Source organism: Xanthomonas floridensis, from assembly GCF_001642575.1.
Classification (GTDB): Bacteria; Pseudomonadota; Gammaproteobacteria; order Xanthomonadales; family Xanthomonadaceae; genus Xanthomonas; species Xanthomonas floridensis.
Genome location: NZ_LXNG01000034.1, coordinates 225,649 through 239,069, shown reverse-complemented (window position 1 = coordinate 239,069; position 13,421 = coordinate 225,649). Strand labels below are relative to the sequence as shown.

Below are 13,421 nucleotides of genomic sequence, written 5' to 3'. Positions count from 1 at the left end.
CGCCGACAGACGACACCGACTGCACGACGAAGCGCCCGGGCTGCGGCCAGCCGATGCGGCACGCAGGCAGGCAGCGCCTGCGCGTCACATGCCATGACCAGGTGGACCGCGACGACCACTTGTCTGGATCGCCGCGATCACCCAATCAGCCTGCATGGCTCTCACTGAAGAACCGCGCAGCGCACGGCCGCCCTAGAACTTCAAATCCACCCGCGCATACCAGAAGCGCCCGCCGGGGATGTCGTAGGTCGAGGCGTCATAGCCGTTGAGTGAGCACGACAGGCAGATCGGTGGATCCTTGTCGAAGACGTTGTTCAAGCCGGCGGTGAGTTGCAACCCCTTGAGCCAGTCGAAGCGGTATCCCACCTGTGCATCGTGATAGGTGATCGCATCCAGCCGATTGGTGCCTTCGGTGGGGTTGGAGCACACCGCAAATTCCACTGCATCGCCGCACTGCTCGGTGAGCTTGGAGATGTGGCGTGCCGTCCACGAGGCCGTCCAGTTGCCCAGCGACCAATCCAGCACCGCGTTGCTGCTCCACTCGGGAATCGCACTGTCGACCACTTCGATGCCCGGCCCCTGCGGCTGGCGCTGCCCGGCCGCGCCCAATGCTTCGTAACGGCCCACAAAGGTGTTTTGCCATGACAGCTTGAAGCTGCCGAACGCGCTTTCCGGCAAGGTCCAGAACAGGTCCACGTCCCAGCCATCGGTCTTGATCGAGCCAAGATTGGTCAGCCGATTGTTGAACGCATTGATGCCGCCGGTGGACGCGCGCCCGATGCCATCGCAGTACAGCGCATCCAGCGTGTCCACGCACAGATCCAGCTGCGTCTGCGCATTGATGGCCTGGATCGCGCCATCCACATGGTGACGGTAGAAGGTCACTTCCATGTCGAGCCGGTCCGACCAACTTGCATTGCTGGCAAAGCCAGGGCTGAACACGAAGCCGGCACTGAAGCTGCGCGAACGTTCCGGGTCCAGTTGTTCGTTACCACCGGTGGTGACCGAGATCTGCTGGTTGGCCTGCTGGTAACCACCCGGCACGCCCAGTGCCGCGCAATTGGCTGCACTGCCGCGCGGCGCGGTACCGCCCAGGCCGATCGAGCAGGGATCGGACAATTGCAGGTCGGCGCGCGCAGCCGAACCGAACAGCTCGCCGATGGTCGGCGCGCGAAAGCCTTCGGCGTAGCTGGTGCGCAGCACCAGCTCGTCGGTGACCTGCCAGCGCAAGCCGTACTTGGGCGTGAACTCGCCGCCGAAGGTGGAGTAATCCGAATAGCGGCCGGCGATGTTCAGATCGAGTTTGTCGCCCAACGACGAGTTGGCGAAGATCGGGATATTGAGTTCGAGATAGGCCTCGTTGACGTCGTAGCTGCCGGAGGTCGGCAACGACGGTACGCCGTTGTAGCGCCCGGCCACAGTGAGCGGGTCGGGCTGGTACGCGCCTTCGTACTTGCGGTATTCGTAGCCGGTGGCGAACGACACCGCGCCGCCGGGCAACTGGAACAACTCGCTGCTGAGATTGGCGGTGAACAGGCTCAATTCGTTCTGGCTGCGGTCGCGCACCACCGGCTGGATCCAGCGCAACATGTCGGGCGTGATACTGCCCGCGCCACTGAAGATATCCAGCGGCACACAGCCGGCCACCGCCGCACAGGCGGCCGGGTCGCCCAGCGCCAGGTTGATGTTGAACAGGTTGTAGCTGCCGTAGTTGGTCTGTTCGGCCTTGTTCTTGCTGTACATGCCGTTGACGTCCCAGTACCAGGTGCGTGCGCCGCCCTCGAAAGTACCTACCAGCCCGGTGCCGAAATACTGCGTGTCCACCTGCTGTTCGTAGCGACGCGGCCCGCCTTCCACCGGACGCCGACCGATCTGGATCAGGTTGGTGGCCGAATTCAGATCGAAGCCGAACGGATTGAACGGATTCAAGCCGGAAATCACGATGTTGTCGGCGAGCGGGTTGCCGGTGCCGGCATCGGGGCCGAGAAAGATCGGCTCCGGCGCGGCCTGGTTGGTCGACTCGCGCCGATTGCCCAATGCCTTGACGTACCACTGCACGTCGTCGTTGAAGTAATAGCGGAATTGCGCGAACACGCCCTTGCGCTCGGATGGGGTCAGCAACAGGTTCTGCTCGGCAAAGTTGTAGCGGTCGGCAGTGCCGAAGCAGTGGTAGTCGTCGCTGCGTGTGCAGCCGGCGCTACCGTCGTACTGCGGCGTACCGACGCCGGCGTTGGGCGTGAGGTTCTGGCGCGCACCGGTATTGGGGTCGACGAACTGGAAGCGCCCGTCCGGCGTGGCCGAGCTGCCGAAGGTCAGACCTGTGCCGGGAATCGGGAAGCGCGCCTGCGCTCTGTCACGCGCGTAGATCGGATCCTGCTTGACGTAGCTGGCGCCTAAAAACAGGCTGAAATTCTCGCCACTGGTGCCCCAGGCCAGATCCACGCCCTGGTTGGCGCCATCGCCCTTGCCGTACTGGCCATAGTTGAGCGTGACCTGCGCGCCATCGAAGCTGCGCCGGGTGATGATGTTGACCACGCCGGCAATCGCGTCGGAGCCGTACAACGATGAGGCGCCGTCTTCGAGCACTTCGATGCGCTCGACGATGGCCAGTGGAATGGTGTTGAGGTCGGTCGACGATCCCACGCCGGACGCGGAGGATTCATTGACCCAGCGGATGCCATCGACCAGCACCAGCACGCGCTTGGAACCGAGGTGACGCAGATCTACCTGCGCCGAGCCCGCACCCACGCCGCCGCCATCGGGCGGAAAACCGAAGTTGCCGGAGGAATTGAACTTGGCGTTGAGCGCTGAACCGGAGGCGGTGAGTTCCTGCAGCACCTCGCCGATCGAGGTCAGGCCGGTGCGTTCGATGTCGGCGCGATTGAGCGTCTGGATCGGCACCTGGCCTTGCAACTCGGCGGTCTTGATGCGGGTGCCGGTGACCTGCACGCTGTCGAGCGTGCGCGTACCAGGGGCGGTGTCAGGCTGTTGCGCCCAGGCCAGGGTAGGAATCAGGCACAACGACAACTGCGCGGCCAGGCATGACCGCGACGGACGGATCAGACGCTTCATCCTTTCTCTCTCCAGAAGGATTCTTCAAAGTGTCCGCACGCCCCCGTGCCCTGCGGTCCATCCCGAGTTGTAAACGAAACCTTAACGCACCGCAATCCGGCGGTGCAGCACTGCGATGGGCGTCGCAGTGCCGCACCCGGGCGTGGCAACGCCGCAGACGCGCGCCCAACCGGCTGGCCATCGCACGCGCGTTGCGCACCGGTGTGAACAAGCTAATGCATAGGGCAGCGCATGTTCACTCAGGCGCTCAGGCCTGCTTCGGTATCATCGCGCCATGACTTCTTCCCCCCGTTTCGCCCCTCTCGTCGCTGGCCTGCTGTGTCTTGCCAGTACCGCGTTGCACGCACAAAGCCTCGACCCGCAGTTGACGGTTATGCGCGATGCGATCGCTGCTGCCGAGCGCGGCCAATCCGACCCCGCGCAACTGGCCGCCCTGAGCCGTCACCCGTTGTACGGCTGGCTGGAATTCGCTACGCTCAAACGCAGCATCGACAACGTCTCCAATGCGCAGGCCCAGGGCTTCCTGCAACGCTACGCCGGCCAGCCGGTGGCCGAAAGCTTCCGCAGTACCTGGCTGCCGGCAGTCGCGCGCCGCCAGGACTGGACCACCTTGCTGGCCAACTGGAAGAGCACCGACAACCTTGGCCTGCGCTGCGCACAGCTCACTGCACGCCAGGCCATCGGCAAGCTGGATGCGCAGTGGAGCCGCGATGCACTCACGCTATGGCGCAACGGCAAGGCACTCCCCGATGCCTGTGACCCGGTGGTTGCCACACTGGAATCCCGCGGCGAGCTGACACCAGCACTGCGCTGGGAACGGGTGGAAGCCGCCGCCGATGCGCAGCTGACTGCGGTGATGCGTACCGCGGCGCGCGGCTTGCCGGCCACTGATCTTGCGCTGGCAACCGACTACGCTGCCTTTCTCGACAAGGTCCACCCGCGTGCACCAGGCTGGCCCAAGACCGAGCGCAGCCGTCGCATTGCTGTCGATGGCCTGGCCAAACTCGCCAAGAGCGACCCGGACGCGGCCGAACAACAGTTGCCGCAGCTGGCCAGCACACTGGGCTTCAGCGATGCGCAGCGTGGGCAGGTGCTGTATCAGATCGCGCTGTGGACGGTGGCCTCGTATCTTCCGGATTCGGCGCGCCGGCTCAATGCAGTGCCTGATGCCTCCTACGACGAACGCCTGCACGAATGGCGCGCACGCGAGGCGATGTCGCGCGGCGATTGGCCGGCAGCACTGGCGGCGATCCGCAAGATGCCGGCCAGCCAACGGGCCGATTCGCGCTGGCAGTATTTCGAGGCGCGCCTGACCGAAAAGACCAGCTCGGCAGCAGCGGCACAATCGTTGTATCGCGCTGCTGCGCAATCGCCGACCTTCCATGGCTTCCTGGCGGCCGACCGTCTGCAGCAGCCGTACCGGATCTGTCCATGGGAACCCAAGGACAGCCCGCAGGCCAAGGCCGCGGTGGCGCGCGATCCGGCATTGGCGCGCGCCATTGCGCTGTTCCAGATTGATCGCCCTGGCTGGGCGGTGGCCGAATGGAACGATGCTGCCAGTCGTTTCGACGACACCCAGCGCCGCCTTGCCGTGGAGGTTGCTAGCGACAATGGCTGGTTCGACCGCGCGGTGTTTGCGCTCGGCAAGCAACCGGACGAACAGCGCCTGTATGCACTGCGCTTCCCGCTGCATCACGATGAGAGCATTCGCCGCGAAGCCGCCAAGAACGCCATCGACCCAGCCTGGGTTGCCGCAGAGATCCGTGCCGAAAGCATCTTCAATCCGCGTGCGCGGTCGCCTGCCAACGCCATGGGCTTGATGCAGGTATTGCCAGGCACCGGCGCGGCGGTCGCCAAGGGCATCGCACTGCCCGGCTACGCAGGTGCCGCCAGCCTGTACGAGCCGGACACCAACATCGCCATCGGCACCGCGTACCTGCGCCAGCTGCTCAACACCTACGGCCTGCCCTATCTCACCATCGCCGCCTATAACGCCGGCCCTGGCCCGACCGGCCGCTGGCAATCGCAGCGGCCGAATTTCGAGCCGGATTTCTGGATCGAAACCATCAGCTACAAGGAGACCCGCGACTACGTCGCGCGCGTGCTGGCCTTCAGTGTGATCTACGACTGGCGACTCAACGGCGACATGCTGCCGCTGAGCGACCGACTGATGGGCAAGCTGGTGGACAAGCGTCAAAAGCCGGTGTGCACGCCGGGCCAGAGCACGAGCAACGCAGCGCAGGACTGAGCGCGCGTTTGCCGACACGCATGGCCGCTTGGCAAAGCGGCCGCGTCCGGGCCGGCGCGTTATTCGACCGTGTCTTTCTTTGGTCGAAGTGCGATGGCTTGACCGCTTGCGGGACAAGCCAAGAGGGTGACCGTTGAAGCGTGACGGTATCGCGCCATGACGTCGTGGCATCGCTGGCGATCCTGCAGCGGAACACTCAGATTTCGATGGCGCCGCGTCAACGCACGACGCCCGCATCGCTGCGGGCGTCGTGTGATCTCCTACAGCGCTGCAACTACGCGCAGCGCTGCATGTCGCGGTGATTACAGCTTGCCGGCGCCGGACTTGGCCTTGACGTCTGCAGCCACCTTGTTGGCCGGCAGCAGGTTGTAGGTGTACGGCGGCTTCCAGCCGATATTGCTGTTCCACGAGCAGCTCAGCGACTTGCCGTTGAGCAAGGAACCCTGGTCGCGGTACACGCTGCCCTTGTAATCGGCGGCGATCTTGTCGCAGCTGCTCACGCCGCTGATGTCGAAGGCGTTGTTCTCGGAAAAGATCTTCGATTCCTTGCCCACGCCATGCGCATGCGAGAACGGGTACACCTTATGGCTGGTGCTGCCCACGTGGTAGTTGTTGTACAGATGCACCTGGCCGAAGCGGACCCGCGGCGCACGCGCGGAGATGTTTTCGAACAAGGTGTTGTGGATGGTGACCTTGAGCTTGCCGCTGTCGGTGCTGGACGCGCTGTCGCTGGAGCCGATCAGGTCGTTCTTCTCGTGCGACTTGAAGGCCGAATACGAGATGGTCACGTAGTTGGCGCCCTTCTTGACGTCCATCGCGCCGTCATGGTGTTGCTTGGGGCGGCCATTGGCGGTGCCGTTCTGGTCGTCGGTGCGGCGACCGTCGGTGAAGGTGACATGGTCCACCCACACGTTGGTGGCCCCTTCCACGGTCAGGCCGTCGTACTCGGAATTCCAGTTGCCCTTGTCGCCGTCATCGGCATCCCAGACCGGTTCCGGATCCCAGGGATTTTCGATGGTGAGGTTGCGAATGATGACGTCGTTGGCCTTGACGTACATGTAGCCTTCGCGGATCTCTGCGTTGCTGGTGATGCCGATCAAGGTGGTCTTGGTCGGAATGTCCAGGCGCGCACGCGACTTCATGTCCGAGGTCTTGGTGTAGGCCTTGCCTTCGCTGATGTCGATGACACCCTTGATCTTGATGATGCGGCCGTTGCTGCCCGCCTTGGCCTTCAGTGCAGCCTTCAACTGTGCTGCGGTGCTGACGGTGTAGATGTCTGCCGCTGCTGCCTTGGAACCGCCCTTGGTGCCGCCGTTCTGGGTGGCCCAGCCGGTGGTGGCCACTTCCAGCGCGGGGTCGGCTGCGTAGGCAGTGCTCGACAACAACGCGGCGCCCAATACAACGCCCACAACGGTACGTCCCACAACTGTCGATGCTTTCGACATGGTCGATGAATTCTCTTGTGATGAGTGATGCGTGATACGCCGCTGCGCGGCGTGCTCCCCGTGCGTTCGCCCAGGCCAACAGGCCAGTCCCCTAGCGAACCCGACCGATCCTAATATTTCTGTACATTGTTGAAAAGTACCTTTTCAACATGTTGCACCTGCGTTTTTGGAATGCCTGCGCGTCACGCGCAGCGCACGGTGTGGCGCGCTGCGCGTGGTAACGCTTTCAGTTGCGTACTGCTGCTTACAACTTGCCGGCGCCGGCCTTGGCCTTGACGTCAGCAGCGACCTTGTCGGCCGAGAGCAGGTTGTAGGTATACGGCGGAGTCCAGCCGATGTTGCTGTTCCAGGAGCACGACAAGGCCTTGCCATTGAGCAGCGAGCCCTGGTCGCGGTACACGCTGCCGCCGTAGTCGGCGGCGATCTTGTCGCAGCTGCTCACGCCGCTGATGTCGAACACATTGCGTTCGGAGAAGATCTTCGACTCCTTGCCCACGCCATGCGCGTGCGAGAACGGGTACACCTTGTTGCTGGTGCTGCCCACGTGATAGTTGTTGTACAGATGCACCTGGCCGAAGCGGACCCGTGGCGCACGCGCAGAGATGTTTTCGAACAAGGTGTTGTGGATGGTGACCTTGAGCTTGCCGCTGTCGGTGCTGGACGCGCTGTCGCTGGAGCCGATCAGGTCGTTCTTCTCGTGCGACTTGAAGGCCGAGTACGAGATGGTCACGTAGTTGGCGCCCTTCTTGACGTCCATCGCGCCGTCATGGTGTTGCTTGGGGCGGCCATTGGCGGTGCCGTTCTGGTCGTCGGTGCGGCGACCGTCGGTGAAGGTGACATGGTCCACCCACACGTTGCTGGCCCCTTCAACGGTCAGGCCGTCGTATTCGGCATTCCAGTTGCCGGCGCTGCCGTCATCCGGATCCCAGACCGGTTCCGGATCCCACGGATTTTCAATGGTGAGGTTGCGAATGATGACGTCGTTGGCCTTGACGTACATGTAGCCTTCGCGGATCTCGGCGTTGCTGGTGATGCCGATCAAGGTGGTCTTGGTCGGAATGTCCAGGCGCGCACGCGACTTCATGTCCGAGGTCTTGGTGTAGGGCTTGCCTTCGCTGACATCGATGATGCCGCTGATCTTGATGATGCGCCCGTTGCTGCCCACGCTGGCCTTCAACGCGCTCTTCAACTCGGCGGCGTTCTTGACTGTGTAGATGTTGGCGGCAGCGGCCTTGGAACCGCCCTTGGTGCCACCGTTCTGCGTGGCCCAACCGGTGGTTGCCACTTCCAGCGCAGGATCGGCGCTTGCAACGCCGGTAAGCAGCAACGACCCGACAAACAGCGACGCGGCGGCCGCCGTTGAGAATTTCGGCTTCATCTGGATGTCTCCCTCGAATGGGTTCGATGCACCGCGCAGCGGCACACCCCTCGTCTATCGACTACGGAACGTACTGTTCATCTCTGTAATGTTCAGTTCCGCGGGAGGGGATACTAAGAGCATCGCAATCGCTTGTATCTAGGCAGATCGCCGTTGTGCACGCACAGTCACGCAAACGGTTGCGAGACAGTTGCGAGAAGACAAAACACTGCAACCAAGACACGCAGAGACAGCGCCATGGACACTGCAGCGCAGCATGATGCGGGTCGCATTGCAGTTGGGCATGCATCGGCGATGCGATGTTGATGCGATCACACGCGAACGATCTTCGACGCGCAGGTACTGCGACTTGCTGTCGAATGCGCACACTCGCAGCCTGCAGGATTGCAGTGCCCGGCTCACTGCAATGCAGCGGACGGACATGCGTCACAAGCGTGGTTGGCTAAAAAAAAACCATGCGCCGCAGCCACCGCATCGGCCGAAAGAGCGTTGCAATACGTCTGGCGGTACGTGTCAACGCAAGAACGCATGGACGTGCACTCTTGCTGCAGATAGCGCGAGCAAGTGCAGGCGGGGTACGGCAACGGCTGCTGAGGGCAGCATCGACGAAAGCGTCTGACACTCGTCGCGTGCGCTCAAGGAACCGACGAGCAACGTGTGCCACACGCAAGTCGCTGGCGTCCAGCCGCCACTGCGGTGACACGCGCGCCATCGGCAGCACTCGATCTTCTGCGAAAGGCACGCGCGCAAGAGCGTGCATCAACCCGGATGCGCTCCCCGGATTGTGCAATCCACCCGTCAGCCGATCGCCCAGCCCCGTCAGGGCGCAGCGCAGCTCAGGAAAAGCCTTCGAAGAACAGCTCGATCGCCATCACCAGCGCATCCTCGCGGCCGGTGTGGGAGGGGTAGTAGCGCGGGCGGCGGCCGATCTCGTTGAAGCCTTCGGAGTGGTAGAGCGCAATCGCCGACGGATTGGACGGGCGCACTTCCAGGAACGCGCGCCGCGCACCACGATCGCAGGCGCCCTTGATCAGCGCGCGCAACAGCACGCGCCCGTGCCCTTGCGATTGCGCTTCCGGCGCGATGCAGACGTTGAGCACATGCGCCTCGTCGGCGGCGATGCTGATGACGCCGTAGCCGATCACCTGCCCGGCTTGTTCCATCACCCAGCCCGGGTACCCGGCCTGCAGGCAATCGCGAAAGATGCTGCGCGTCCATGGGAATGGATAGGCGCGCAGCTCGATCTCCATCACCACATCCAGATCGCTCTCGCGCATGGCGCGCAGCGAGGTAGGCAACGGCGCATTCATTGCACTCACGCCGGATCCCGACGGCGCCGCAACGCGCGCAGCTGCGGCCACAAGGCGCGCTTGGCGGCGGGGTTGCCTCGCAACTCAGCCAGCGGCCAGGACGCCATCAAGGCCTGGGTACTGGGATCGCCGGGGTTGCAGCCGGAGGCACGCAGCAAGGCCATCTGCAATCGGTCCGGCAACCCGACGCGTCCGCGCCGCTGCGGCGCGGACGCCGGCGCGGTGCTGGGCGCGCGTGGCGGCTCGGCCGGCGCAGCGGGTGCCGATCGACGCGGCGCAGGTGCAGCCCCCGCCTCGGCCGGGACGCGCTGCTCGCGCACCGGGGCCGACACCGGCGCACTGTCGGCGACGTCCACCGGCGCCGGCAGGACATCCGCCGTTGCCCGGTCCAGGTACACGGTGTGCCCCATCGCCTGCAGGCACGACACCTGCAGATCCGACCACACCGGCTCGTTCGCCAACGCGTTCATCGACGTCGGCTCACGGAAGCTCGGGCGTGCGGCGCCAGCGTCGCCACAGCCACATCACCGGACCGGACAAGGCATACAGCACGCCGATCACCAGCAGCGACCGCGCCAGGTCGATCACCAGCAAGGCGATCACCACCGTGGCGATCGCCAGGGCCAGGAACGGCACGCGGTCGGCCCGTGCACCACGCGCACCGCCCTTGAAGCTCCAGAAGCGGATGCGGCTGACCATCAACAGCGCCGACACCACGGTGACCGCGAGCGCCACATAACGCAGCTGTTCGCCATCGAAGCCCAGGCTGTCGTCGGCGAATGCCCACACGAACGACATCATCAGCCCGGCCGCTGCGGGGCTGGCCAGACCGATGAACCAGCGCTTGTCCACCACCCCGACCTGGGTATTGAAGCGCGCCAGCCGCAGCGCCGCGCAGGCCGCATACAGGAACGCCGCCGACCAGCCGACCCGGCCCATCACGCTGCTGTCGTATTTCAGCGCCGACAGCGACCAGTGGTACATCACCAGCGCCGGGGCCATGCCGAAGCTGACCAGATCGGCCAGCGAGTCGTACTGCACGCCGAATTCGCTGCTGGTATTGGTCAGGCGCGCCACCCGGCCGTCCAGCCCGTCCATCACCGCGGCCACGAACACCGCCATGGCGGCCTGGACGAACTGCCCATTGGCGGCGGCGATGATGGCGTAAAACCCGGAAAACAGCCCGGCGGTAGTGAACAGGTTCGGCAGCAGGTAAATCGTGCGCGAGCGCGGAGGCGGTCTCATTTCATCCATGCGCCAAGTGTAGGGCCTGAGGTCCGTCCGGCGGTAGCGCGCTTGCTGGTTCAGCGCCCTGCACGCGCGATGACTTGCCAGCGCGGGCCGTGGATGCTGCAATCGCAGCGGGAATCATCCAGGGGAAGCCACATGCACCTGTCGTCCGGGCTTTGCGCCCTGTTGATGCTGGTCAGCGCCGCCGCCGGCGCCACCGATCTCTATAAGTGGAAGGACGCCAAGGGCGTGACCCACTACACCGAGACCCCGCCGCCAACCGGCCAGCGCTTTGAGGCGCGCCGGATCGATGCGCGTAGCGGCACCGCCGCCATCGCCGCGCCGGAGACCGCCACGCCCGAATCGGCCGACTGCCTCACCGCACGCCGCAACCTGGAGCTGCTCAGCGGCAAGGGCGAGGTGACCATGGGCGCCGGCGACGGCAAGCCCGGCACGCCGCTGGACCCGGACGCCCGCGCCGCCCAGCGCAACCTGGCCGAGGCGGCCGCCAAGGCCTATTGCAAGCCGGCCGCCACCGGCGCTCCGGCTGCCTGAGCCGGGTCAAGGATCGCCGCTGCAGTCCCTCAGCCTGCCTGCGGGCCAGGGCGGTGGCAGCGGTCGTGCGGCTGGCACCCACCGCACCGAAGCTCCCAGCGAGTCAGCGATGCGCGTCCAGCACCGGATTGAGCGCCTGCGCGCGGCCTTTTAAATCGAACAGCCGCCGGGCAGGCAGGTTTGCCGCCCGCCTCGACATCCGCTGGCCCGGCAACCCGGCTCAGCGTGCGACGCATCCCCGGCGACGCGTTCGCAACCGCAGGCCAGCCCTTCCAGGGCCGCCACGCCCATCCCATCAGTAGTCAGCGACACCGGGCCAGGCGCGTCCGACAATGACCGGCAGGGCGCACACTGGCAAACTACGGGTTTTCCGCCCAAGCGAAGCCCGATGCGTCTTTCCCAGTTCCACCTGCACACCACCAAGGAAACCCCGGCCGACGCCGAGCTGGTCAGCCACCGTCTGATGCTGCGCGCGGGCATGATCCGCAAGCTGGCCTCCGGGCTGTACACCTGGTCGCCGCTGGGCCTGCGCGTGCTGCGCAAGGTCGAGGCGATCGTGCGCGAGGAAATGAACCGCGCCGGGGCGGTGGAGGTGCTGTTCCCCACCATCCAGCCGCGCGAGCTGTGGGATGCCACCGGGCGCTGGGAGAAGTTCGGCGGGCAGCTGCTCAAGATCAAGGATCGCAAGGAGCAGGAGTTCTGCTACAGCCCGACCGCCGAAGAGGCCGCGGCCGACTTCGCGCGCCAGGAAATCAACAGCTACAAGCAGCTGCCGCTGAACTTCTACCAGATCCAGACCAAGTTCCGCGACGAGATCCGCCCGCGCTTCGGGGTGATGCGCGCGCGCGAATTCCTGATGAAGGACGCCTACTCCTTCCATCTCACCGATGCCGACATGGCGCGCGAGTACGACAACATGCGTGCGGCCTACACCCGCATCTTCACCCGCCTGGGGCTTGAGTTCCGCGCGGTGCAGGCCGATTCCGGCGCCATCGGCGGCGATGCCTCGCAGGAATTCCATGTCATCGCCGACTCCGGCGAAGATTCGCTGGCGTTCTCCACCGGGTCGGACTACGCGGCCAACGTGGAAACCGCCAGCGCCGCCCTCCCGGGTCCGCGTCCGGAAGCGGCCGAGGCCCTGCGCCAGGTCGACACGCCCACCCAGAAGACCTGCGAAGACGTCGCCCAGCTGCTGGGCATCGCGCTGCAGCGCACGGTCAAGTCGGTGGCGGTGATGACGCAGGCCGGCTTTGTGCTGGTGCTGGTGCGCGGCGACCATGCGGTCAACGAGATCAAGCTGGGCAAGGTGGCCGGCCTGGCCGACTACCGCCTGGCCAATGAAACCGAGATCCGTGACCACCTCGGTTGCGAGCCGGGCTTCCTGGGCCCGGTCAACACCGCCCGCCCGATCCGCGTGGTGGCCGACCGCGATGTCGCGGCCATGGCCGACTTCGTGGTCGGTGCCAATGTGGCCGGCGCCCACCTGGCCGGCGTCAACTGGGGCCGTGACCTGCCCGAACCGGAGACCGTGGCCGACGTGCGCAACGTGGTCGAAGGCGAGCGCGCCGCCGATGGCGGCGAACTGCGCCTGGCCCGCGGCATCGAAGTAGGCCACGTGTTCCAGCTCGGCAGCCAGTACGCACAGGCCTTGCAGGCCACCGTCATCGACGAGGGCGGCAAGGTCGCGGTGATGAAGATGGGCTGCTACGGCATCGGTATTTCGCGCATCGTGGCAGCGGCAATCGAACAGAACCATGACCAGGCCGGCATCCTCTGGCCGGCACCGATGGCGCCGTGGCAGGTAGTGGTCTGCGTGATCAATCCCAAGCAGGATGCCAGCGTGGTGGCCGCCGCCCAGGCCTTGCTGGACGAATTGATTGCAGCTGGTATCGATGCGGCATTGGATGACCGCGGGTTACGTCCGGGCGCGATGTTTGCCGATATGGAACTATTGGGCATTCCGCATCGGGTGGTGGTCTCTGAACGTGGATTGGCCGCCGGCACTTTTGAATATCGCGCCCGCACCGCCGAATCGGCAGAAAATCTGGATAAGGCCGGATTATTCTCCCGCCTTGGATGCTGATCAAACCGGGCAATCACGCTCCAATTGGATGAACACAAGGCGCCGATTTATTTCGGCGCATTTGTCATACCGGTTTTCTGACATTATGATGGCCGCCGCT

The 13,421-nt window shown here is 64.8% G+C and carries 9 protein-coding genes; 3 read left to right on the top strand and 6 right to left on the bottom strand.

Annotated features, from left to right (window positions below; genetic code table 11):
- Positions 1–192: 192 nt before the first annotated feature.
- Positions 193–3,072: a TonB-dependent receptor gene (locus A7D17_RS17755; RefSeq protein WP_064510299.1), complete on the bottom strand. Its 2,880-nt coding sequence runs from the start codon at positions 3,070–3,072 to the stop codon at positions 193–195.
- A 274-nt stretch (positions 3,073–3,346) separates the two neighbouring features.
- On the opposite strand from A7D17_RS17755, the gene A7D17_RS17750 reads away from it, so the two are divergent.
- Positions 3,347–5,320, top strand: a complete 1,974-nt coding sequence (locus A7D17_RS17750; protein ID WP_064510298.1) for a transglycosylase SLT domain-containing protein — start codon at positions 3,347–3,349, stop codon at positions 5,318–5,320.
- A gap of 302 nt (positions 5,321–5,622) precedes the next feature.
- Here A7D17_RS17750 and A7D17_RS17745 read toward each other — a convergent pair whose 3' ends face one another.
- The 5 genes from A7D17_RS17745 to pssA form a co-directional block, all read right to left on the bottom strand.
- Complete coding sequence (locus A7D17_RS17745) at positions 5,623–6,765, bottom strand: pectate lyase family protein (protein WP_064510297.1); 1,143 nt, start codon at positions 6,763–6,765, stop codon at positions 5,623–5,625.
- A gap of 244 nt (positions 6,766–7,009) precedes the next feature.
- Positions 7,010–8,143 (bottom strand): pectate lyase family protein, encoded by a 1,134-nt coding sequence (locus A7D17_RS17740; protein ID WP_064510296.1) that lies wholly within the window; start codon positions 8,141–8,143, stop codon positions 7,010–7,012.
- A gap of 836 nt (positions 8,144–8,979) precedes the next feature.
- On the bottom strand, positions 8,980–9,462 hold the full coding sequence (rimI, locus tag A7D17_RS17735; RefSeq protein WP_193395359.1) for a ribosomal protein S18-alanine N-acetyltransferase: 483 nt from the start codon (positions 9,460–9,462) through the stop codon (positions 8,980–8,982).
- A complete protein-coding gene (locus tag A7D17_RS17730) occupies positions 9,459–9,923 on the bottom strand; it encodes a hypothetical protein (RefSeq protein ID WP_064510295.1) in 465 nt (154 codons plus the stop codon). Before A7D17_RS17730 ends, rimI begins: the two co-directional genes overlap by 4 nt.
- Before the next feature lie 10 nt (positions 9,924–9,933).
- On the bottom strand, positions 9,934–10,707 hold the full coding sequence (gene pssA, locus A7D17_RS17725; RefSeq protein WP_064510294.1) for a CDP-diacylglycerol--serine O-phosphatidyltransferase: 774 nt from the start codon (positions 10,705–10,707) through the stop codon (positions 9,934–9,936).
- Positions 10,708–10,839: 132 nt separating this feature from the next.
- Here pssA and A7D17_RS17720 point away from each other — a divergent pair, with 132 nt between their 5' ends.
- Both A7D17_RS17720 and A7D17_RS17715 read left to right on the top strand, forming a co-directional pair.
- The gene (locus tag A7D17_RS17720) at positions 10,840–11,238 is read left to right on the top strand and encodes a DUF4124 domain-containing protein (RefSeq protein ID WP_064510293.1); all 399 of its coding nucleotides are present in this window, start codon (positions 10,840–10,842) and stop codon (positions 11,236–11,238) included.
- A 388-nt stretch (positions 11,239–11,626) separates the two neighbouring features.
- Positions 11,627–13,321, top strand: coding sequence for a proline--tRNA ligase (locus A7D17_RS17715; RefSeq protein ID WP_064510292.1), 1,695 nt, complete (start codon positions 11,627–11,629; stop codon positions 13,319–13,321).
- Positions 13,322–13,421: the final 100 nt, after the last annotated feature.